The sequence below is a fragment of the Streptomyces sp. BE20 genome (assembly GCF_036322525.1).
Lineage (GTDB): Bacteria > Actinomycetota > Actinomycetes > Streptomycetales > Streptomycetaceae > Kitasatospora.
Genome location: NZ_JAQYWW010000474.1, coordinates 1 through 21,299, shown reverse-complemented (window position 1 = coordinate 21,299; position 21,299 = coordinate 1). Strand labels below are relative to the sequence as shown.

Genomic DNA, 21,299 nt, shown 5'->3' with positions numbered 1-21,299 from the left:
CGCCGTTCCCCTGGCTGCGACGCGGACGGGCACACCCGTGCGCCGGCGGTCGCACCGTCGGCGCACGCGCCGTCCCCGGTGCGCGCCGTCCCCGGTGCGGGCCTCCGGATCAGAACACCGACCAGCCGGTCGCGGTCGTCAGCGCGTCGAGGGCCGCGACGCCGAGCACCGAGTTCCCGGCGGCGTCCAGGCCCGGGCTCCAGACGCAGACCGTGCCCCGGCCCGGCAGCACCGCCAGCACCCCGCCGCCGACCCCGCTCTTGCCCGGCAGGCCGACCCGGTAGGCGAACTCGCCCGCCGCGTCGTAGGTACCGCAGGTGAGCAGCACCGCGTTGATCCGCTTGGCCTCGCTGCGCGACAGCAGCCGCGAACCGTCGGCCCGCACCCCGTGGCGGGCGAGGAAGAGTCCGGCCAGCGCGAGGTCGTGGCAGCTGGCCTCGATCGCGCAGTGCGCGTAGTAGTGCGCGAGAACGCTGTCGACCGGGTTGCGCAGGTTCCCGTAGCTCGCCATGAAGTGTGCCATCGCGGCGTTGCGGTGACCGTGCTGCGCCTCCGAGGAAGCCACCGAGTCGTCCACCGCGACGGCCGGGTTCCCGGACTCGGTGCGCAGGAAGTCCCGGACGGCCCCGACCGCGTCCCCGGTCAGCTTCAGCAGCCGGTCCGTCACGACCAGGGCGCCGGCGTTGATGAACGGGTTGCGCGGGATGCCCTGCTCGGACTCCAGCTGCACCAGCGAGTTGAACGGGTTGCCGGACGGCTCGCGGCCCACGCCGGTCCAGAGTCCGTCGTCGCCCTCGGCCAGTGCCAGCGCCAGGGTGAAGAGCTTCGACACCGACTGGATCGAGAACGGGTGCCGCCAGTCCCCCGCCCCGAACACCTCCCCGTCGACGGTGGCGATCGCCATCCCGAATGCCGCCGGGTCGGCCTTCGCGAGGGCCGGAATGTAGTCGGCGACCCGCCCTCGCAGGGGCGACCGCCGGGCCGCCTCCATCGCCTCGTGCAACAGCACCTGGTAGTCCACTTCGTCCACACCGCCATTCTGGTCGACCTCGTCGACCTGCGGGAACCCGGGTCCACCCGGTCCGGGGCCGACCGCCGGAGGAGGGGGTATGGCAGGCTGTGCGTCACCGACGGAGGGGACGTACCACCATGCACAGGCCGAGCCGGCCCGAGGACCTGCACCACGCGGACGCCGTGTGGGCGCGGGCCGTCGCCCTCGCCCTGCTGGAGGCCGCCCAGGGCGACCCCGAGGGCTACTGGCTGGACGAGCACGGCGTGTGGTGCGACGCCACCGGCGGGTCCTACTGGTGGCGTGTCACCGTGCTCGACGACGGCCACGCGGTCTTCTGCGGCCAGGACTCCGACGGGAGCGTGACCCACGTCGACGGCCGGCAGATCGACTTCCTCGCCGGAGGCCCGGACTGGCTGCCCTCGGAGCAGCTGCGCGAGGACGCCCGGGGCAACCTCTTCGGGTTCCTCTACTGGTGGGAGGACGGTGCCTGGCACCGGATCCCCTACCCGGCCGCCATCCACGACGACGGGCTGTCCGGGGCGGCCGAATGGCTGGGCTCGGAGGAGGCGTTCGTCGACGAGGCGACCGGCCTGGCCGGCGTGCAGCGCGCGGACGAGCCGGTGTTCACCGCCGCCCTCGTCCGGTACCTGCGGCGCGCCGAGGTCCGTACCGTCGACACCTCCGTGGTGGCGGAGTTGCTGGCCGCGGCGGGCACCGGGGACGACGGGCGCCCGCCCCTGCTGCTGGAGCCGGCCGTGGACGTCGCCGTCCGCGCCGGGCTGACCCGGTACGCGGCGCAGGTCTGACCGCCGCGGCACCGACCCGAGGGGCGGCGCGGTGTTCACCGGCTCGTGCCGGTGCCGGGCGCAGAATCGTCCGGGACAGCGCGTCCGTCACCGGCACGAGGAGCAGCGTCATGGCCCGCTACGAGACCGATCCCCGCGTGGATGCCTACATCGACGCCCTGCCCGGCTGGCAGCAGGAGATCTGCCGGCGGGTCAGGGACCTCGTCCACGAGGCCGATCCGGAGGTCGCGGAGACCGTCAAGCGGACCGTCGTCCCGTACTTCGTGCTCCAGGGCAACATCTGCGCGCTGCTCGCGGCCAAGGACCACGTCAACGTGTTCCTCTACGACGGCGGCATCGTGCCCGACCCGGAGGGCATCGTCACCGGCGGCCACGACAACAAGACCGCCCGTACGGTGGCCGTCCGGGAGGGCGGGGCGGTCAACGAGGCGGCGCTGCTGGCGATGTTCCGGCAGATCGTCGCCGACAACCGGGCCGGTGGCTGGCGGGTGCTGAAGCGCGACCGGTAGGAGCGGGGGTGGCGGGGTGCCGGCGTGGATTCAGTAGCCGCCGAAGCCCCCGAACCCGCTGAGGCCGTGGCCGCCGGAGTAGCCGCCGGATCCGGACACACCGGTGCCTCCGATGCCGTGGCTGCGGCTCGACCCCCTCGTGCCGGGACTCGCGACCACCGGTTGCGGGCCCTCCGGACCCGTGCGCCAGTGGTTCCCGGTGACCTCGCGCCACCAGTCGTGGAAGGTGACGGCGACGTCCTGGGCACGGCACTCCTCCTCGGTCGCGGCGCGGGCCCGTTCGTCCCAGCGGAAGTCACCGCTGCCGTCGGGGGCGCGTACCAGCTCCCGCAGAGCCGCCGCCAGTTCCCTTGCGGTCAGAGGGCCCCGGGAGGGGCCCGCGGAGCCCTCCGGGCCCTCGGGTGCCGCAGATGACTCCGCCGCCGGCAGGTCGGAGCGGCGGATGTCGGAGCGGTGGATGCGGACGGGCTCGCCCCGGCCCGCCGGCCGGTAGAGCCACACCTCGCGGGCGGCGACCCCGTCGAGCACCGCCCGTCTCCGCCGCTCCTCCCGTCGGCGGGCCTCCTCGGCCGCCTTCCGCGCCACCAGCGCCTCCGCCACCCGCTGTTCGAGCTCCGCCCGCACCGGCCGGTACAGCTCGGTCACCCGGTGCAGCTCCAGCGCGAAGACCTGTTGCGCGTGCACCGACCGCTCGGTGGCCCGCCGCTGCCGACCCGGCCACCGGCGTGGGCGGCCGATGCCGTGCCAGGCGCGTGAGCCCTCGGCCAGGTCGATGACGGCGCTGCGGCCACCGTGCGCCCGGTACACCTCCTCCAGGGCCCGCGACAGGCAGTCGAGGAAGGCACCCAGGGCACCCTCCCAGCGCGCGCGGTCGGCCTCCGAGCAGGGAACCTGCTCGCCCCAGCCGACCCCGATCCGGTAGACCTCGACGTGCTCCGGCAGCACCACCGAGCCGGTCGGCGCCAGCCGGGCACCGCAGAGCCCCTCCACGTCCAGCCTGACCCTGTCCCGACCGACCCTGACCTCCGTGACCGCCACTGCCGCACCCTCCCGCCCTCTTGGTCCTCCCACCGGCACACGACCCGAATGTCACTCACCATAACCGTGCGACCACGTTCGGCGACAGGGCTTTTCCGCCGGTCCGCCGCGCCGGGTGCCCCCGGACGGCGGCCGGGAACGGGAGGCGGGCAGTGGGGGCGGGTGAGGGAGCGGGGGGAACGTTTCCGCAGCACAGGGGGGCGGCGGTCGTTGTCAGTGGCCCCCGATAGGTTCCTCCGTACAGCGCCGCTCCGGCGCGAAAACCCTCTCAGTGCAAGGAGTTGGTGTGTCGTTTTCCCGGGAGGAGTCGAGCACGGCCCAGGTGGTCGCGCCCGCCCGGCCGCGCAAGCTCGCCAAGGTCCCGTTCGTGGAACTGACGGACGGTCGACTGCAAGGCGTGGTGTCCAGCGGCTCGGACATCGGGCGGGTCTACGTCTCGTCGGTCGCGGCCGGCGACTTCGCGTTCACCTGCAGCACCAACAACAACCGGCCCTGCGGCGGCGCGTACGGCAGTTTCTGCAAGCACCTGGCGGCTTTGGTCGACGAGGCGGTGCTGCAGTACGGCGGCGAGCGCGTCGCCCGCTACCTGCGGGTCGACGCGGGCACCCCGGAACCGGGCGGCCCGGAGATCACCCGCACCATGACCGGCACCCGCCCGCCGAAGGCCGACGGATCGGCCGCCGCGAGCGTGTTCAGCCGCTTCCTGCGCCAACTGGCCTACCTCGAACTCGCGCCGACCACCGCGCCGCTGCCGGAGCTGCACTGGTTCCCGTCGAGCCGGGCGGTGGCCTGATGCGCATCGACCTGCTCACCGAACCGGTCGCCGGGCTCCAGGAGGCCCTGGCGGCGGTCGACGCCTTCGACCGGGCCCTGGTCGGCGGCCTGCGCCGGCCCGGCCCCGCCCAGGCCGCCGGCCTGGCCGCACTCGCCGACGCGGTCACCGGATCGCCGCTGGCCGACCGGGTCGCCGAAGCGGCCGGGAAGGCCACCGCCGGTGCGGCGGGCGAGGAGCACCTCACCGTCCTCGCCGCGGCCCGCACCGCACTGCTGGGCGCCGTCCACGACGCCCTGACGGACCGGATAGGCGAGGCGACCGGCCGGCCTCCCGCCGGCGATCCGGCCGCGGGCCCGGCGGCGGTGTCCCCGGCGGGCTCGGGCCCGGCCGCCAACCTGCTCGCCGCCGCCCGCTCCTGGCTGGCCGACCTGGTCCGCGCCGGGTGGCAGGGCATCGACCACGAGTCGGTCGCCGGCGCCGCACCGGTGGTCTCCGCGCTGCTGCCCGACCCTGGGCTGCGCCGCCTCGCCGCACTGCTGGACGGCTTCGCCGCCGAACTCGCCGCGTCCTGCCCCGGCGCCGCCCTGGACCAGGTGCCGTTGCGCCGCTGGGCCGACCTGTGGTCCCGGGCGATGCTGCTCACGCAGCCGGGCGCCGCCGGCGCCCCGTCGGCCGCCGCACCGCCGGCGGTCGTGACGGGCCGGCTGCTGCCGCTGGGCGTCGACCTGCACGCCCACGCGACCGCCGCACAGGTCCAGGTCCACGCGGTGTTCGAACCCGCCGACGGAAGCACGCCCCGCCTGGTCCGCGCCGGGGTGTCGGTCCCCAAGCCGGACACGGTCGTCGGCGCCGGTGTGTGGCAGCTCCTTCGCCCCCACCTGTCCCTGCTGGCCGCCGCGGGCGAAGGGCTCTCGATGGACCTGACCGCCATGCCGGTCACCGCCGAGGGGGATCTGCTCTGGGACGACGCGGCGGCCCGACCGGGTACGGGCGCCGACCCGTTCGCCACCGCCCGCGTCGTCCTCGCCACGGCGCTCGTCGCGCCCACCGCGCCGCTGGACCGGCACCCCGCACGGATCGCGGCGCCCGTCCTCCTGGAGGGCTACGCCGTCGAGCAGGACGGCGAGACGCTGACCCTCGCCCTCGCCGGGCACCGCATCACCGTCGACACCGACCGCATACCGACCGCGGGGCCGCTCACCCCGCAGGCCGTCGCGGCGTCGAGCGCGTGCATCGGGCTGCTGCGCTGGGACGCCGGAGAGTTCAGCGTCCAGCCCCTCGCCGTCGAGACCACCGTGAAGCGGAAGACCGTCGCGCTGCACGCCGGGGCGTGGGCGGGCGGAACGGCCGACAAGACCGGCCTCAAGGGGGAGAAGGCCGCCCTCGACGCCGTCCAGGCCCTGCGCGAGCGGGCCGGAAAGCTGCTGCGGAAATGACCCGACCCACGACCGAACCCGCCCTCGGCCCGGACCGTACGCCGGACTCCGGGGCGGACGGTGACGCCAACCGCCGGCAGGTCCTGTACTGGCGCCTGCTCGCCCGGCTCTTCGACCCCGAGGAGCAGGCCGCGCTGGAGTCGGCGAGCCTGGCCGTCGTCGAGGAGTCCGGCCTGCCGGCCGCCCTGCTGGACCCGGCCGCCTCGGTCGACTCGATCGTGCAGCGTCATCCGGAGCTGGCCGGCGAGTTCGACGGCCTGATGACGCCCGGGACCGCGTCCGAACCCGACGGGCGGGACCGTGCCGCCGAGGTCCGCCGCGCGGCCCTGGTGTCGAAGGTGCTGCTGAACGTCTTCGCGACCGGTTCCGGTACCGTCACCGCCGGACAGCTGGCCGGCTGGCAGGCCGACGCGGGCTGGCTGGAGCGCGCGCTGGGCTGCCGGCCCGGCGAACTGCGCGGCACCCGCCCCGGCGGGACGGCGGCGGGCACCAACCCCGGCGGCCGCACTGGCACCCCCGACCTGTCCACGCTCATCCCGTGGATCGGCCCCGAACTCGCGGACATCGAGGCGGGCCTGGTCAAGCGCATGCGCCTGCGCGAGGTCCTGGCGGACCCGGGGCTCGCCGCACGGCTGACGCCGAGCATGTCGCTGATCGAACAGCTGCTGCGCGACAAGGACAACCTGTCCGGCGTCGCCCTCGCCAACGCCAAGGCGCTCATCCGCAGGTTCGTCGACGAGGTCGCCGAAGTGCTGCGCACCCAGGTCGAGAAGGCCTCGGTCGGCGCGCTGGACCGGTCCGTCCCGCCGAAGCGGGTCTTCCGCAACCTCGACCTCGACCGGACGATCTGGAAGAACCTCACCAACTGGGACCCGGAGCAGGAACGGCTCTACGTCGACCGCCTGTACTACCGTCACACCGCACGCAAGACCACGCCCCAGCGCCTCGTCGTGGTCGTGGACCAGTCCGGATCGATGGTCGACTCCATGGTGAACTGCACCATCCTGGCCTCCGTCTTCGCCGGGCTGCCGAGGGTGGACGTCCACCTCGTCGCGTACGACACCCGCGCGGTCGACCTCACGCCGTGGGTGCACGACCCCTTCGAGACGCTGCTGCGCACCAACCTCGGCGGCGGCACCGACGGCACCGTCGCCATGGCGCTCGCCCAGCCGAAGATCGCCGAGCCCCGCAACACCGTGGTGGTGTGGATCTCCGACTTCTACGAGTGGAACGGCGAGCAGCTCTTCGAGCAGATGGCCGCCGTGCACCGCTCCGGAGCGAAGTTCATCCCGGTCGGCTCGGTGACCAGCGCCGGCCGGGCCAGCGTCAACCCGTGGTTCCGGGAGCGCTTCAAGGACCAGGGCACGCCGGTGATCTCGGGTCACATCCGCAAGCTCGTCCACGAGCTCAAGAACTTCCTCGGGTAGCGCCGAGCGCCTCCCCGCTCCACCGGCACCACCCCCGCACGACCCCGTACCGACACCCCGGAAAGGCAGTCCGCTGATGTCCGACCTGCTCCGCGCCCCCGCCGAGATCAAGTACGCCGACGAGCTCGACTGGCTGGAGTCGATCGACGACGGCCCCAAGCCCTTCACCTGGCGCCTCTCCCCGAAGATGGTCCGGCTGTTCGTCCTCGGCTCCGAGCCCTCCGACGGCCTCGACCGGGAGGTCAGGCAGAAGTGGTTCGGCGAGCGCAGCATCGTCGAGCGCGCCGTCGTCACGCTCGCCTCCGACCGCGGACTGCTGCTGATCGGCGACCCCGGCACCGGCAAGAGCTGGCTGGCCGAGCTGCTGGCCGCCGCGATCTGCCGCAACTCCACGCTGGTGGTCCAGGGCACGGCCGGCACCACCGAGGACCACATCAAGTACTCGTGGAACGTGTCCATGGTGATCGCCAAGGGCCAGTCCCGGGAGTCGATGATCCCCTCGCCGATCATGAACGCGATGGAGACCGGCGCGATCGGCCGCTTCGAGGAACTGACCCGCTCCACGAGCGACGTCCAGGACGCGCTGATCTCCGTCCTGTCGGAGAAGTACGTCTCGGTGCCCGAGCTCACCGGCGACGCGGGCATCGTGTTCGCCAAACCCGGCTTCTCGATCATCGCCACCGCCAACAGCCGCGACCGCGGCGTCAACGACCTGTCCTCGGCCCTCAAGCGGCGTTTCAACTTCGTCCGCATCCCGGTCGTCACCAACCGGAAGAGCGAGGCGGAGATCGTCCGCTTCCGCACCGAGGAGCTGCTGCGCCGGCACCAGATCGACCTGGACGTGCCGCCCACCCTGCTCGACGTCCTGCTGCAGTCCTTCGCGGACCTGCGCGCCTCCGCGGCTGCGGCCGGCAGCGACGACGAGAAGCTGGAGTCCGCGCTGTCCACCGCCGAGCAGATCGGTGTGCTGGAGGACGCCGTCCTGCACGGCACCTTCTTCGGCGAGCGCACCCTGACCGCCCGCACCCTCGCCTCCTCGCTCGTCGGGTCGCTCGCCCGACGCGAGCCGGAGGACCTCGCCATCCTCAACAAGTACCTGCACGGTGTCGTCGAGCCGCGCAGCAAAGCGGAGGGCGGGGCCTGGCCCGAGTTCCTCGAAGGCGGCCGCGACACGATCGCCACGCTCGCGTGAGCGCCGCGAACACCGCCGCGAAGACCAGGGCCGGGGCGGGGGCCGGCACGCCCGCCCGGGGCGGGGGCTCCGCCGACGAAGGGACCTTCGACGCACTGCGGTCCCAACTCCAGGACGCCGCGGCGTCGTTCGCCGGCGGACCGGACGCCCTGGAGGGCATCCTGCTCGGCCTCGTCGACGACATCGACCGCGCGGTGCGCGAACCCCTGGAGATCTTCCCGGTCTGCCACCACTCCCCCGCCTCGGCCGTCGCGATGGCGCGGCGGCTCCGGGAGAAGCAGCCCAAGGTGGTCTACCTGGAGCTGTGCGAGGACATGGCGCCGCTCCTCGCCGAACTGCGCAACTGCCGGCTCCCGGTGGCGGTGCAGGCGTTCGCGAGCGAGATCGAGGGCTTCCCCGCCGACTGGGCGCCGCTGTCGGTGGTCGCCCCGATCACCGAGGCGTCCGCCGAGTACCAGGCCATCGCCTACGCCCTCGACACCCCCGGTGTCGAACTCGTCCTCGTCGACCGTTCCAGCGACCACGTCTTCCAGTGGGAGCCGCGCGACGCCGCCGCCGACGGGCCGGCCGACCCGGACGCGCCGGCGGCCGAACCGGAAGCCGCACTGCACGGCGACGCGGTCGGCGTGGAGATCGGCGACCTGCGGCCCCGGTTCGCCGAGCTGGAGGAGCACCTGCTGCGCCACGGCAAGGTCCGGCACTGGTCGGAGTGGTGGCACCAGTACGTCGAGCTGCCGCTCGGGGACGCCGACCACGACACGTACCGGCAGGTCATGCTGCTGATCGGCAGCCTGTTCCGGCGCCTCGCCCCGGGCGACGTCCGGCGGGTGCGGGTGGACGAGGACCGCGAGCGCTACATGTGGACCAGGATGCGCGAGCACCTGGCCGCCACCGGCACCGACCCCGCCGACTGCCTGTACGTCTGCGGCGCGTTCCACGCGGCCAGCCGCGTGGCCGAGTTCGGCGTCCACGGCAGTGCCGGGTTCGAGATCGGCCCGCGCACGGCCACCACGTGGCGGCACGGCCTCATCCCCTCCAGCCACGCGGCGATCGAGGCCCAGTTCGGCCTGGCCGCGGGCTCGGTGTCGATCGCCGCGACGGTGTGGACGAAGAACCTCAAGCGCACCCGGGTGCAGCCGTACCGCCTGGCGGGCGGGCCCGGCGCGAGGAAGTCGACCGCCAAGGCCCGCAGGGTCGCACCCGCGCCCGCCGTTTCGGCACCGGCCTCCGACCAGCTGTCCGGCTTCCTGCAGCGCCCGCCCGTCCTCGACGCCCTGGACGAGGCCGAACTCCTCGGCTGGTCCGTGGAGATCGTGCGCGCGGCCCGCCGCAACGGCTACCTCGCCTCCACCGCCGACGCGATCGCGGTGTTCGAGACGTCGATCCTGCTGGCCGGGTTGCGCGACCGGGCCAGGCCCACGCCGTACGACTTCCAGGACGCGGCGGTCACCTGCATCGAGAAGGACACCGTGCCGGGCCGGCGCGACGTCGCCCGGCTGGTCGAGATCATGATGGGCGGCGACCGGGTCGGCCAGGTCGGCTACGACGCGCTGCCGCCCCTCGCCCGGGACGTCCACGACCGCCTCGCCCCGCTCGGCCTCAACCTGGAGCAGCGGGGCGTGAAGCGGGCCCTGCTGGATGTCGCGTCCCGCCCCGAGCTGGAGCGGTGTTCCGACCTCCTCTGGATCCTGCGCCAACTGCTGCCGCACGAGGCCGCCCGACCGATCATGGGCGAGCGCCGGCTCGGCGAACGGCCCATCCAGGAGTCCTGGGACGTGGCGATCGGCACCCACCAGCGGGCGCTCATCGAGCTCGGCTACGAGGGCGTCAGCGTCGAACAGGTCCTGGAACAGCGCCTGCGGCGCGCCGCCAACGCGCCGCAGGCCACGGCGGGGACCGTCCTGCGGACGGTCGAGGACGCCACCCTCTACCTGCGCAGCCGGCGCCTCGCCGAGGAGTTGGGCACCCGCGCCCTGGAGGTGCTGGCCACCGAGCGCGGGGTCGACGGCGCACCGGAGGTGCTGCGCCGGATCCGGCGGCTGCTGGCGCACTACCGGACCGCCGAGCCGGTCCTGCCCGGGTGGATCGAGTCCTTCGTCAGGACCGGGTACGCGCACTACTGCACGCTGCTGCCGACCGCGTTCGTCGACGAGGACGCGACCGTCCGCCAGGTCGCGGCGATGCTGGGCTTCCTGCTCAGCATGGAGGACCTGGCCGTGTCCCTGGGCTGCGACCGGACGCAGCTGGAACTCGCCGTCGCGCAGTCGCATCCGCAGGACCCGTCCAGGACGGCGCTGCTCTGGGCGGCCCGGGTGCAGCTCGGCGGGCTGACGCGGGCCGAGCTGCGGGAGCGGTGTGACGAACTGCTCGCCAACCCGCTGGTACTGCCCTCCTATCCGCGGTACCTCAGCGGGTTCCTGCACGCGTTGGAGCCGGCCCCCGGGCTGGCCGACTTCGTGGTGGAGGCGGTCTCCAACGCCTTCGCACGACTGCCCGACCCGGTGCTGCTGCCCTGGCTGCCGACCCTGATCGGCACGTTGCGCGCCGACGGCGCCGACCTCGCACCGCTGCTGATCCGGGAGGCCGGGCGGATCTTCCCCGGCCGGCCGGGGGCACTGGACACCTGGGTCCCGCCGTGGCGGGCGCAGCCGGTGCCGCCCGCGGCCGGGATCCCCCGGCGCGGCGGCCCGGTCGGCGCCGCGCTGCTCGCGGCGCACCCCGGGACGTGTGACGCGCTGGCCGGCCTGCTGGGCTGCGACGGGGGGTGGGCGCCCGCGGAGTCCGGCCCGGCGGGCGCGGCGCTGCTCGGCCGCCACCCGGACACGGCCCTCGCCCTGGCGGCACTGCTGTCCGGGAGTTGAGCGGCCGGCGGGCCCGCCGGCCCCGGGGAGGAGGTCGGCGGGCCCGGTGGTGCGGGTCGGATCAGAACAGCACGTCGGTGCAGGAGTAGAACGCGTTCGCCGTGTCGGCGACGTCCCAGACCGCGACGATCACGTGGTGTCCGGTGCGACCGGTGGGGAGGGTCGCGGTGTGCGTGGTGGTGGCGGCCGGCTGCCGTCCGTTGTACGGGACGGTCAGGAACGGGGTGAGGTCCAGACCGGCCCGGGTGATCTTCTGGGTCGCGCTGTAACCGGGCTTGGTGAGGAAGTACCTGAAGTTGGTGGTCGAGTGCCTGGCCTCGATCTCCCAGGTGAACGTGAGCTGCTGGCCGGCCGTCACCTTCGTGGTCGGCCAGGCACCGTTGCGCGGGTTGTCCAGGGGCGCCCAGCGCGAGTCGGCGCCCGCGCAGATGGTGTTGTCGGCGGGTCCCCTGGTCGGGAAGCCCTTCGGGCCCTCGACGCTCTGGGGCTCCCACTGGATGTCACCGCAGTTGGTGACGACGCCCGCACCGCAGAGCGCGGCGCGGCTCGGCGGCAGGTTGATGAACCCGTGCGACTGGGCCGGAACGGCCATCGCGAGCGGGACGGCGAGGGCGGCCAGGGCCGCGCCCACCATGTGGCGTTTGCGCATGGTTCTCCTCCGTGGGGGGTGGGGAGTGCGCCCGACGCAGGAAAGCGCGTGTGGGGGGGGTGCGCCAGCCGTGCGGATCTTGGCATGCCTGCGCCAGGTAAGTGCCCCATACCGTAGGCATCGCCCCGCCGACCGTCAATGGTCTGGACCAGATTCACCTGTGGTCTGGACCAGCACCCCGCCGCAGGAGTCCGCCGACACGCGGCGGCCGGCCCTGCGGAACCGGCTCCGGGGTGCTCCGGGCGGCTCCGGGCCGCGCCGGGCCGCTCCCCGGGGCCGGTGTCAGTGCCGGATGGCGGGGGTGGACTCGCCGAGGGCCCGCAGCCGGTTGCGGGCGTGGAACCAGCGAAGTTCCGTCCCGCAGGCCCCGAGGATCGTGCCGAGTGCGTGGAGCATCGCCGCGTGGACGGACGTGCGGGCGACCGCCGCGAGCCCGGCGGCCGGGGAGCCGCTGTCGGCAAGGTCGGAGAGCCGGCGCGAAGGGTTCCAGCCGATGTCCGCACCCCCGTCGCCACCGGTTCCGTCCTCCCCCGTCGGCCACGGGCCGAGGGTGACACCGGCGGCGCCGAGGTGCCCGGCGACGGGGAGCCCCGCCAGTGCGGCGCTGCGGCGGACGGCGTCGACGAGCTCCGCGTCGAGTCCGAGCTCGGCCGGTGTGGCCCCCGCAGGACGCCGGACCAGGACGTCCGGCGGCACGCGCAGTCCGCTGTCCGCCGCTCCGCCCACCCGCAGCTCGCGGCCGGAGCGGTCCCGGCTCACGTCCAGCCCGAAGGCGGGGAGGAACTCGGCGAGCGCGTTCACCATGCTCACCCCGACCACCTGCCGGGCCGAACCCGCCGCGTGCTGCGGATCCTCCATGGCGGCCGCGTCGGCCAGGCGCCGGGACGGCAGCCAGTCGAGGGCCGCCAGGCCCTCGCACCGGTCGGCGGCGTCGACCGCCTCCGCGGGACGGATGCGGACACCGGGGCCCTGGTCGCCGAACGCGACCGGCAGGCCGGCGAACAGGACCGCGTCCGTGACGCGGTCGACCAGGGCGGCGTCGAGCACGCCCCGGCGCGGGTCGCCGCCGGCCGGGGAGGAGGGATTGCGGTGGGAGGGAAGAGTCATCGGAGGGCGTCCTTCCGTGCGTCGGACCGCATGTCCCGCCAAGTGCCGGCCCGCCTCGGGACGGTGAACGGCCTCGGAGTGCCGGGCGCGCCCGACTGCGCGGCCGACCGAGGCCGGGGGTCCACCCGCCCTGCCGAAGTCCTCTCCACGGACGCCTCCTCGAACCTGTGCGGATGCGCGGGGCACCTGCCGGACACCCGTCGAGAGGCTACCGGCGCGCACGGACGGTTCGGCGCCGAATCCCCAAGTTGCCCCGGCCCGAAGCACACCCGCCCGACCGGTCGCCCGACCGCCCCCGACCGCCCGGCGGGACGGCGCCGCGTCCCGCCCGCGCCGTCCGCGCACGCCGGGGCGCCCACGAAGCCGATCGACGGCGCACGAAGCTTCGTGCACCACGGAACCGTCACCCCGCGACCGCTGCCCACCGGCCCGGCCGGCCCGGCACCCGCCCGCCGTCGGCCCGATCCCACGAAGAATCGACCAGGTCACAGGCTCAGCCGGTGGACCTGCACGCCCGGCACCGGAGAACCGCCCCGTCAAACCGGCGTGCGGGGGCCCGACGACGGAGGCCCGTACCACGGGGCGCCGGTGCCCCACCCTTGGCCCCGACCCCACCGGCCCCGGACGATCTCAGGTGTCCGGCCGATCACCGGCCCGCAGCAGGGCCCGCACCTGGGAGAACCCCATGTCGATCAAGCGTTTCCGCACGACCGCCGTCACCGCCGTCGCCACCGCCGCCGTCGCCGCCCTCCTCGCCGGAAGCGGCACCGCCTCCGGCGCCACCCGCGCGCTCAGCCGTTTCGACGACGGCAGCTTCGAGACGCCCAAGGTCGCGGCGAACACCTTCCAGACCCTCTCGGCCGGACAGACCATCGGGCCGTGGCAGGTCACCGCCGGTTCGGTGGACCTGATCGGCGCCGGGTTCTGGCAGGCCGCCGAGGGCGACCAGTCGGTGGACCTCAACGGGTCCAACGCGGGGACCGTCTCGCAGACCTTCACGACGACGCCCGGCACGGCCTACACGGTGACCTACTCCATCGCCGGCAACCCGGACGGCGCCCCCGTCCTGAAGACCGGTCAGGCGCGCGTGGACGGCCAGGAGTTCCAGGCGTTCTCCTTCGACGTCACCGGGAAGACGCGCGCTGCCATGGGGTACGTGACCCGGCAGTTCACCTTCGTGGCGACCAACGCCTCGACCACGCTGGCCTTCCGGAGCACCACCGCCGGCAGCAGCGCCGGACCCGTCGTGGACAACGTCCAGGTCCAGGCCTGCCAGCCCTGTCCGACCTGCGGCTGACCGGAGCCGGGGCGCGGTGGAGCCGACGGCCGCCCGCCGCCGGCTCCACCGCGCCCGCGGCGGGCGGCCCGCGACGGGCGGCGGACCGTCAGACCTTCAGGCGGTACTTGGTGGCGGTGGAGGTGATGCTGTGGCTGCAGTCCCGGTCGGTCACGGTGGCCGAGTAGGTCCACCCGGCCGGCACCTTGCACGCCCAGAGGCCGTCGACCGGAGTACGGAGCCGGTAGGCCGGGTTGGTCGACCCGGGGCTCATGCTGCACTCCGCGCGCGCGGTGACCAGGTCGTGGACGAAGCCCGTGGCGGTCACGCAGGAGGTGACCAGGTCCCCGGGGATCCGCAGCCGGTAGGAGGCCGACTTGGAGCTCTTCACCATGCTGCAGTTGGACGTCTGCGAGGCGGTGTCGTAGACGAAACCACGCTCGGTGACGCACGAGACGAGCCCGTCCACCGGGGTGCGCAGGTGGTACAGCGGCCGGGTCCCGCAGGAGGACGAGGCGACGATCTGGTCGTAGACGTAGCCGGTCGGCACGGAACAGGACCAGGTGTCGTCCAGCCCCGAGGCGGTGGCGGACGCGACCGGGGCGGCGGCGAGCACGGGGGCGAGGGCGGCTGCGGCCGCCAGCGCGGTGCGGCCGGCGGCACGGGAGAACCTGGAGGACGTGGACTCTGGCATCACGGAACCCTTCGGCTGGATCGGCGACGGGCGGGCACCCGTTCGTCCCTCTTCTAGCACCCGCCCGGCACCCGCCCGGGGCCCGGACCGAAGGGACCGGTCCGGGCCGTCCGCGAACGTCTACCCGCCGCCCTACGTCCCGACGCCGCACCCGGCCGGCACCCGGGCGGCGAGCAACTCGCCCAGACCCACCAGCCGGTAGCCGCGCTCGCGCAGCCCGGTGATCACCGCGGGGAGCGCCGCGACGGTCTGCGCGCGGTCCCCGCCGCCGTCGTGCATCAGCACCACCGAACCGGGACGGACCTGCCGGAACACCCGCTCGGCGATCACCTCGGGCCCGGGCAGCGCCCAGTCGTTGGTCTCCACGTCCCACAGCACCGTGGTGAGGCCCAGATCCGCCACCGTGTCCAGCAGTTCGGGGCTCCGGCCGCCGTACGGGGGGCGCAGCCACGCCACCGGCCCGTCCAGACCGGCCGCCTCGGCGAGCGCCTCGGAGGTGTGGCCGAGCTGCTCACGGAGCCCGATCGGGCCGAGGTCGGGCAGGTAGGCGTGCGACCAGGAGTGGTTGCCGAGGGTGTGGCCCTCGGCGGCGGTCCGGCGCACCACGCCCGGGTGGGCCAGCACGTGCAGGCCGATGCAGAAGAACGCCGCCGGGGCGTCGTACCGGCGGAGCACGTCCAGCACCTGCGGGGTGAACTCCGGGTCCGGGCCGTCGTCGAAGGTCAGCGCCACCATCGGCGCGGACCCGGACCCGGCGACCTCTCCGTCCGCCTCCGTCCGGCGGACCGGTCCGCCCAGCAGGAGCCGGCCCTCCGCCGCGAGCCGCCGCTCGACCGGACCGGACGCCCTCTCCGCGGCGGTGATCCCCTCCTCGCGCCCGCTCATCGTCCAGCCCCCGGATCCCAGCGCCACGAGCGCCTCCGGCCGGGAGCGGCCGAGTTCGGCGAGTGCCTCCGCCGTCACCCGACCGTCCGTCAGGACCGGCGGGTCGGCCCGGAACACCGTGACCCCGGCGGCGGCGAGGGAACCGTCGAAGATCCCGTTGCCACTGTCGACGACCACCGCAAAACCGTCCGGCGCGAGCTGCGCCAGCTCGACCAGCCGCGCCACCGGCCTCTCCAGGACGCAGTGTTCGTACACCTCGACCGTCGCCGGACGGCTGACCGCCGTGTCCAGCACGGCGATCCGATAGCCGTCCCGCGTCAGACCCACACCCGCGAATCGCATGCTCCCGCCCCTCCCTCGGGCCTCGCCGGACCGGTCCACCCGGCCCGGCGAGGCTCCCGGTGACTGCTGATGACTGCTGGAGACCGCCCGTTCCACCGGTACCGCCCACGATTGCCGGGCAGCACAACTCCCGTCCCCCACAAGCCCCGACGGCAGGAAGCCCGATCATACGGACGAGCGGCCTCCGCGACGAGAGACCCGGACCGGCAGTTCCGCCGCATCAGCGGGTGCGGGAGCGGCGGCGGGAGCGGCGGCGGGAGCGGCGGCGGGACGCCCCGACGGGCCCGCGGTCACGGCCCGGAGACCTCTCGGCGGCAGCCGCGTTAGCACGAACCGCCCCCTCCGCGTGACGGGTTCTCCGGGATACCGCCCGCATTGGCGAACTGCGCGCGGCCTGCGGTTCGGTGGGGCCGGGGCACGGTAAACCTGGTGCCAACACCGCCCCGGACGCCGGAACCCGGGCCGGTCCGCGGTGCGCCGGCCCCGCACGTCCCGCCCCCTACCCTTCCGACCGTTTAGAGGATGCCGAATGCTTGGTGCTGGATCGTCACCCGGAGGCCGGCGCTCCGCTCCCGTACTCGTCTGGCTCGTCCCCGCCCTCGTGACGGCGACCGTCGCCGTCCTCGCCGTGTCCACGGCCTCCCCCGGCTCCCGCGTCGCGGTCGGCTGGTGCGCGGCGGTGGGCACGCTGTCCGTGGCCCTGGTGGCCGCCGAGGCCGTCCGTCGGGGCCGGGCGACGGAGGCCCTGCGCGAACGGTGCGCCCAGCGGGAGGACGAGCTGCGCCGCCGGTTGTCCCGGCAGGAGGCCGAGACCGTCCGGCTGGCCCGGATCGGCCTGCCCGACGCGGTGGTCCGCCTCCAGCGCGGCGAGTCCCTGGACGACGTCGTCACCGCGAACGAACCGCAGGACATCCTCGTCGGACCGGAGTTCCGGGTCGCCCAACAAACCCTCCTGCGCGCCGTGCTGGAGACCGTCGACACCGAGGAGGGCATGCGCGAGTCCGCCCAGCGGGCCTTCGTCAACATCGCCCGCCGGGTCCAGGCGATCGTGCACCGGCAGGCCCACGAGCTGCGCGGCATGGAGCACCGGCACGGCAACGACCCCGCCGTCTTCGACGACCTGCTCCTCCTGGACCACGGCAACGCGCTGATCGGCCGCCTCGCGGACAGCATCGCCGTCCTCGGCGGCGCGCGCCCCGGCCGCCAGTGGAACAAGGCGGTTCCGCTGTACAGCCTGCTGCGCGGCGGTATGTCCCGGATCCTCGACTACCAGCGGGTGGAACTGCACCCGGTGTCCGACGTCGCCGTCGTCGGACCGGCCGTCGAACCGCTCATCCACGCGGTCGCCGAACTGCTGGACAACGCCACCCGCTACTCCCCGCCGCACACCAACGTGCACCTGACCGCCGTCGAGGTGCAGACCGGCATCGCGATCGAGATCGAGGACGGCGGCCTCAGCCTGAGCGAGGAGGGCCGTGCCCGCGCCGAACGGATGCTCCGGGAGGCACAGGCCGGCATCGACCTCAACGACCTCGGCGAAACCCCCCGGCTCGGCCTGGCCGTGGTCGGCCGGCTCTCGCGGGCCTACGGCTTCCAGGTCTCGCTGCGCCCGTCCGCGTACGGCGGGGTGCGCGCCGTGCTGATCGTGCCGCAGGAGCTGATCACCACCGCACCCGCCACCGGGCGCGCCCACGGCATCGGCGTCACGGGCTCCTCCGGGCCGCCGCCGGTGGACGACCGCCGGCCGCACACCGGGCCGGCCCGGCGGGCCGGGTCCGGAGCGTTCCCGGCGGGGGACGAGGCCCCGGTGGTGAGCGAGCGGACCGCGAACGGCCTGCCCAGGCGGCGACGCCACGCCGCCCCCTCCCGGACCGTCACCCCCGCCCCCGTCCGGGGCGCCGCCCCCGCACCGTCCCGGAACGGGGTCCCCGCGGCCTCCCGCACCGGCGGCGCTCCCCCACCACCTCCCCGGGCGGCCGCCGAACCCCCGGGCGGGGCGGTGCAGCCCGGCCTGTGGCTCGCCGCCTTCCACGACGGAGTGAACGGGACCTCACCGTCCGCCGGACCGGCGGGCCACAGCAGCGACGAGTCGGCGGGGAGGGACGAGCGGTGATCAGCCAACGAACCAACATGGACTGGATGCTGAAGCAACTGGCGGAGGAGGTGCCGCACGTCCGCAACGTCGTCGTGCTCTCCGCCGACGGTCTGCGGATGGCCCAGCACGGGACCGAGACCGACACCGCCGACCGCCTCGCCGCCGCCTGCGCGGGTCTGCAGAGCCTCGCCGCCGCCGTGGGGCACGAGTTCCCGCACGGCGACGGCCGGATGCGGCTCGTCGTGATCGAGATGGGCGGCGGGTTCTTCTACCTGATGGCGGCCGGCGCCCGGGCGTTCCTCGCGGTGCTGGCCGACGAGGGCGTCGACGCCGGCCTCATGGGCCAGCGGATGCGGGACCTGGTCGCCCGGATCGGCGAGCATCTCAGTACGCCTCCGCGCAGGGGTGAGCCCGTCGTATGAGCACAGCCGACCAGGACTGGGGCGACGAGGCCCCGGAACGCCTCTACGTGATCACGCGCGGCCGCGGTGGTCCGGCCGGACGTACCGCGTTCGACCTGGTCACCCTGATCGTCTCCCGCTCGGAGCCGACGCCGACCATGCCGCCGGAGCACGCCGCGATCCTGCGGATCTGCGGGTCGCCGCTGTCCGTCGCCGAGATCTCCGCCTACCTGCGGCTGCCGGTCAGCGCGGTCACCGTGCTGCTGGCGGACCTCCTCGACGAGGAGAGGATCGAGGCCCGTGCCTCCGTCCCGGCCGCGCTTCTCCCCGACCGTGCCCTCTTGGAGGCGGTGATGCATGGACTTCAGAGGCTCTGAGACGGTGCTGGGGCCGGCGAGCGCCGATCTGCTCCCGGACTCGGCCGCCGCAGCGGTCAAGGTGGTGGTCGTCGGCGGCTTCGGCGTCGGCAAGACCACCCTGGTCGGCTCGGTGAGCGAGATCCGCCCGCTGACCACCGAGGAGACCATGACCGAGGCCGGCGCGGACGTCGACGACATCGCCGGCGTCGAGCGCAAGTCCTCCACCACGGTCGCGATGGACTTCGGCCGCATCAGCATCAGCGAGGAACTGGTGCTGTACCTGTTCGGCACCCCGGGCCAGGAACGGTTCTGGTTCCTGTGGAACGGCCTGTTCGAGGGTGCGCTCGGCGCCGTCGTCCTGGTCGACACCCGGCGGCTGGAGATCAGCTTCGACGTGATCGGGCGGTTGGAGGACCGCGGCGTGCCCTTCGTGGTCGCGGCCAACGTCTTCCCCGAGTCGCCCACGTACGCGCAGGAGGAGCTGAGGCTCGCACTCGACCTGCCGGTCGACGTGCCGATCGTGGCCTGCGACGCGCGGGTCCGCGAATCCGGCCGGGACGTGCTGCTCGCCCTGATGCACTACCTGTACGACCTCGCGGGCCCGTCGCCGGTGCGATGACCGCGCCGGTCCGGCCGGGTGCTCACCGCCCGGACCGGCCGGACCGCCGCCCGTCGTCGCCGACTCCCCGCCACCGCCCCCTCTTCGCCTGCCGACCACTCCCGGAGCCACCGTGACCAGCCCGTTCCCCGACGACGCCGCCCTCGTCCCGCCGAGCGGCTGCCCCGCCCACCGGCCCGGCTCCGACCTCCCGGGCGTCCAGGACCTCCCGGACCCCCAGGGCGTTCAGGGCTCCCAGGGTCTTCAGGGCCTTCAGGACCTCGGGATCGAGAGCCTCGGGCTGCAGCAGACCGGACCGCCGGACGTCGGACTGCGGGACCTCGGGCTCCGGGCGTTCGCCCCCGCCGGCCTCCGGCGGCTCTACGGCCCGGAGGCCGAGGCGGACCCCGCGGGCCTGTACGAGCGGCTGCGCGCCGAACACGGCGAGGTCGCTCCCGTCCTCCTCCACGGCGACCTCCCGGCCTGGCTGGTCCTCGGCCACTCCGCCAACCTCACCGTCATGCGCACCCCCTCCCGGTTCTCCCGGGACTCCCGCCGCTGGACGGCGTTCCAGGAGGGCCTGGTCGCACCCGACTCCCCGCTGATGCCGGTGATCGCCTGGCAACCGCTCTGCGTGTTCGCGGACGGCGCGGAGCACCGGCGCCTGCGCGAGGCCCTCAACGACGGCCTCAACGGCTTCGACCGGCGCGGCATCCGCCGCTACGTCACCCGGTTCACCGACCAACTGGTCCGGGAGTTCGGCCCGGCCGGGCACGCCGAACTCGTCACCCGGTTCGCCGAGCACCTGCCGATGCTGGTGTTGACCCAGCTGGTCGGGATGCCCGAGGAGTACGGACCGCGTCTGGTCGACGCCGCCCGGGACCTGATGAAGGGCACCGAGACGGCCATCGCCAGCAACGACTACGTCGTGGCCTCGCTGCGCCGGACGATGGAGCGCAAACGCATCACCCCCGGCCCCGACCTCGTCTCACGGCTGATGGCCCACCCCGCCGGGCTCACCGACGACGAGGTGCTGGAACACCTGCGGGTGGTCCTGCTCGCGGCGAACGAGACGACCGTCAACCTGATCGCGGACACCCTGAAGCTCATCCTGACCGACGAGCGGTTCCGCGCCCACCTGTCCGGCGGACACATGACCGTCCCGGACGCCCTGGACCAGGTCCTCTGGGACTCGGCCCCGATGTCGCTCGTCGCGGGCCGCTGGGCCACCGGCGACACGGAGCTCGGCGGCCAGCGGATCAAGGCCGGCGACATGCTGCTGCTGGGCCTCGCCGCCGGGAACGTCGACCCGGTCGTCCGCCCCGACCTGGCCAGGCCGCTGCACGGCAACCGCTCCCACCTGGCGTTCGGCAGCGGCCCGCACGAGTGCCCCGGACAGGACGTCGGCCGGGCCATCGCCGACACCGGGATCGACATCCTGCTGACCCGTCTGCCGGACCTCCAGCTCGCCGTCGACGAGTCCGAGCTGACGTGGACCTCGGCGTGGCTCTCCCGCCATCTGGTCGCGCTGCCCGTGGAGTTCACCCCGCGGACCGACCTGCCCGAGCCGCTGGCCCCCACGCCCGTGACCGCGCCCGTGACGACCGCCACCGCCGCCGGGGCTGCGGCACCCACCGGCACGGGGAGCGAAGAGAGCACCGACAGCACGGACGGCGCGACGGCGGGCGTCCGGGCGCACGCTGGGGTGCCCGTTCAGCCGCCCTCGCCGGCCGGGGACGGGCTGTCACCGGCGTCCACCGCGTCGGCCCCCGTCCCGCGGCAGCGACGCGGTTGGTGGAGCCTCCTGACCGGACTGCTCCGGCGGTGAGGGCGGCGG

Annotated in this window: 19 protein-coding genes; 13 read left to right on the top strand and 6 right to left on the bottom strand. The window is 74.4% G+C overall.

Features of this window, described 5'->3' with window-relative positions; translation table 11 throughout:
- Positions 1–109: 109 nt before the first annotated feature.
- Entirely contained in the window at positions 110–1,021 is a 912-nt protein-coding gene (locus tag PUR61_RS06290; protein ID WP_329876610.1) for a glutaminase, read from the bottom strand.
- A 128-nt stretch (positions 1,022–1,149) separates the two neighbouring features.
- Between PUR61_RS06290 and PUR61_RS06285 the strand changes: the two genes are divergently transcribed.
- Positions 1,150–1,818 (top strand): hypothetical protein, encoded by a 669-nt coding sequence (locus tag PUR61_RS06285; RefSeq protein WP_329876489.1) that lies wholly within the window; start codon positions 1,150–1,152, stop codon positions 1,816–1,818.
- A 110-nt stretch (positions 1,819–1,928) separates the two neighbouring features.
- Complete coding sequence (locus tag PUR61_RS06280; RefSeq protein WP_329876487.1) at positions 1,929–2,327, top strand: DUF1801 domain-containing protein; 399 nt, start codon at positions 1,929–1,931, stop codon at positions 2,325–2,327.
- A gap of 30 nt (positions 2,328–2,357) precedes the next feature.
- On the opposite strand, the gene PUR61_RS06275 is transcribed toward PUR61_RS06280, so the two are convergent.
- The gene (locus tag PUR61_RS06275) at positions 2,358–3,365 is read right to left on the bottom strand and encodes a hypothetical protein (protein WP_329876485.1); all 1,008 of its coding nucleotides are present in this window, start codon (positions 3,363–3,365) and stop codon (positions 2,358–2,360) included.
- Between the two features lie 286 nt (positions 3,366–3,651).
- Between PUR61_RS06275 and PUR61_RS06270 the strand changes: the two genes are divergently transcribed.
- The 5 genes from PUR61_RS06270 (at position 3,652) to PUR61_RS06250 (ending at position 11,056) form a co-directional block, all read left to right on the top strand.
- Positions 3,652–4,158 carry a hypothetical protein gene (locus tag PUR61_RS06270; protein WP_329876608.1) on the top strand — a complete coding sequence of 169 codons (507 nt, stop codon included), beginning with the start codon at positions 3,652–3,654 and terminating at the stop codon, positions 4,156–4,158.
- Complete coding sequence (locus PUR61_RS06265; RefSeq protein WP_329876606.1) at positions 4,128–5,576, top strand: hypothetical protein; 1,449 nt, start codon at positions 4,128–4,130, stop codon at positions 5,574–5,576. The genes PUR61_RS06270 and PUR61_RS06265 overlap by 31 nt, the downstream gene beginning before the upstream one ends.
- Entirely contained in the window at positions 5,573–7,003 is a 1,431-nt protein-coding gene (locus PUR61_RS06260) for a VWA domain-containing protein (RefSeq protein ID WP_329876483.1), read from the top strand. The genes PUR61_RS06265 and PUR61_RS06260 overlap by 4 nt, the downstream gene beginning before the upstream one ends.
- A gap of 76 nt (positions 7,004–7,079) precedes the next feature.
- Positions 7,080–8,195 carry an ATP-binding protein gene (locus PUR61_RS06255; RefSeq protein WP_329876481.1) on the top strand — a complete coding sequence of 372 codons (1,116 nt, stop codon included), beginning with the start codon at positions 7,080–7,082 and terminating at the stop codon, positions 8,193–8,195.
- A gap of 95 nt (positions 8,196–8,290) precedes the next feature.
- On the top strand, positions 8,291–11,056 hold the full coding sequence (locus tag PUR61_RS06250) for a hypothetical protein (protein ID WP_329876604.1): 2,766 nt from the start codon (positions 8,291–8,293) through the stop codon (positions 11,054–11,056).
- A 61-nt stretch (positions 11,057–11,117) separates the two neighbouring features.
- Here PUR61_RS06250 and PUR61_RS06245 read toward each other — a convergent pair whose 3' ends face one another.
- Positions 11,118–11,705, bottom strand: a complete 588-nt coding sequence (locus PUR61_RS06245) for a lytic polysaccharide monooxygenase auxiliary activity family 9 protein (RefSeq protein ID WP_329876479.1) — start codon at positions 11,703–11,705, stop codon at positions 11,118–11,120.
- 282 nt (positions 11,706–11,987) lie between these two features.
- A complete protein-coding gene (locus tag PUR61_RS06240) occupies positions 11,988–12,812 on the bottom strand; it encodes a hypothetical protein (protein ID WP_329876477.1) in 825 nt (274 codons plus the stop codon).
- 685 nt (positions 12,813–13,497) lie between these two features.
- Between PUR61_RS06240 and PUR61_RS06235 the strand changes: the two genes are divergently transcribed.
- Entirely contained in the window at positions 13,498–14,109 is a 612-nt protein-coding gene (locus PUR61_RS06235; RefSeq protein ID WP_329876475.1) for a choice-of-anchor C family protein, read from the top strand.
- A gap of 88 nt (positions 14,110–14,197) precedes the next feature.
- Here PUR61_RS06235 and PUR61_RS06230 read toward each other — a convergent pair whose 3' ends face one another.
- Positions 14,198–14,782, bottom strand: coding sequence for a hypothetical protein (locus PUR61_RS06230; RefSeq protein WP_329876473.1), 585 nt, complete (start codon positions 14,780–14,782; stop codon positions 14,198–14,200).
- 132 nt (positions 14,783–14,914) lie between these two features.
- Positions 14,915–16,009 (bottom strand): polysaccharide deacetylase family protein, encoded by a 1,095-nt coding sequence (locus tag PUR61_RS06225; RefSeq protein WP_329876471.1) that lies wholly within the window; start codon positions 16,007–16,009, stop codon positions 14,915–14,917.
- Between the two features lie 529 nt (positions 16,010–16,538).
- Between PUR61_RS06225 and PUR61_RS06220 the strand changes: the two genes are divergently transcribed.
- The 5 genes from PUR61_RS06220 (at position 16,539) to PUR61_RS06200 (ending at position 21,290) form a co-directional block, all read left to right on the top strand.
- The gene (locus PUR61_RS06220; RefSeq protein ID WP_329876469.1) at positions 16,539–18,122 is read left to right on the top strand and encodes an ATP-binding protein; all 1,584 of its coding nucleotides are present in this window, start codon (positions 16,539–16,541) and stop codon (positions 18,120–18,122) included.
- Positions 18,119–18,526: a roadblock/LC7 domain-containing protein gene (locus tag PUR61_RS06215; RefSeq protein ID WP_329876467.1), complete on the top strand. Its 408-nt coding sequence runs from the start codon at positions 18,119–18,121 to the stop codon at positions 18,524–18,526. Before PUR61_RS06220 ends, PUR61_RS06215 begins: the two co-directional genes overlap by 4 nt.
- Positions 18,523–18,882 (top strand): DUF742 domain-containing protein, encoded by a 360-nt coding sequence (locus tag PUR61_RS06210; protein WP_329876465.1) that lies wholly within the window; start codon positions 18,523–18,525, stop codon positions 18,880–18,882. Before PUR61_RS06215 ends, PUR61_RS06210 begins: the two co-directional genes overlap by 4 nt.
- Positions 18,863–19,483, top strand: coding sequence for a GTP-binding protein (locus PUR61_RS06205; protein WP_329876462.1), 621 nt, complete (start codon positions 18,863–18,865; stop codon positions 19,481–19,483). The genes PUR61_RS06210 and PUR61_RS06205 overlap by 20 nt, the downstream gene beginning before the upstream one ends.
- 310 nt (positions 19,484–19,793) lie before the next feature.
- A complete protein-coding gene (locus PUR61_RS06200) occupies positions 19,794–21,290 on the top strand; it encodes a cytochrome P450 (RefSeq protein WP_329876602.1) in 1,497 nt (498 codons plus the stop codon).
- Positions 21,291–21,299: the final 9 nt, after the last annotated feature.

Excerpts from the sequence above, each read along its gene's own strand:
- PUR61_RS06230 (WP_329876473.1), bottom strand. The coding sequence starts at position 14,782 with ATGCCAGAGTCCACGTCCTCCAGGTTCTCCCGTGCCGCCGGCCGCACC.
- PUR61_RS06220 (WP_329876469.1), top strand. The coding sequence starts at position 16,539 with ATGCTTGGTGCTGGATCGTCACCCGGAGGCCGGCGCTCCGCTCCCGTA.
- PUR61_RS06280 (WP_329876487.1), top strand. The coding sequence starts at position 1,929 with ATGGCCCGCTACGAGACCGATCCCCGCGTGGATGCCTACATCGACGCC.
- PUR61_RS06235 (WP_329876475.1), top strand. The coding sequence starts at position 13,498 with ATGTCGATCAAGCGTTTCCGCACGACCGCCGTCACCGCCGTCGCCACC.
- PUR61_RS06205 (WP_329876462.1), top strand. The coding sequence starts at position 18,863 with ATGGACTTCAGAGGCTCTGAGACGGTGCTGGGGCCGGCGAGCGCCGAT.
- PUR61_RS06260 (WP_329876483.1), top strand. The coding sequence starts at position 5,573 with ATGACCCGACCCACGACCGAACCCGCCCTCGGCCCGGACCGTACGCCG.
- PUR61_RS06240 (WP_329876477.1), bottom strand. The coding sequence starts at position 12,812 with ATGACTCTTCCCTCCCACCGCAATCCCTCCTCCCCGGCCGGCGGCGAC.
- PUR61_RS06210 (WP_329876465.1), top strand. The coding sequence starts at position 18,523 with ATGAGCACAGCCGACCAGGACTGGGGCGACGAGGCCCCGGAACGCCTC.
- PUR61_RS06285 (WP_329876489.1), top strand. The coding sequence starts at position 1,150 with ATGCACAGGCCGAGCCGGCCCGAGGACCTGCACCACGCGGACGCCGTG.
- PUR61_RS06225 (WP_329876471.1), bottom strand. The coding sequence starts at position 16,009 with ATGCGATTCGCGGGTGTGGGTCTGACGCGGGACGGCTATCGGATCGCC.
- PUR61_RS06255 (WP_329876481.1), top strand. The coding sequence starts at position 7,080 with ATGTCCGACCTGCTCCGCGCCCCCGCCGAGATCAAGTACGCCGACGAG.
- PUR61_RS06245 (WP_329876479.1), bottom strand. The coding sequence starts at position 11,705 with ATGCGCAAACGCCACATGGTGGGCGCGGCCCTGGCCGCCCTCGCCGTC.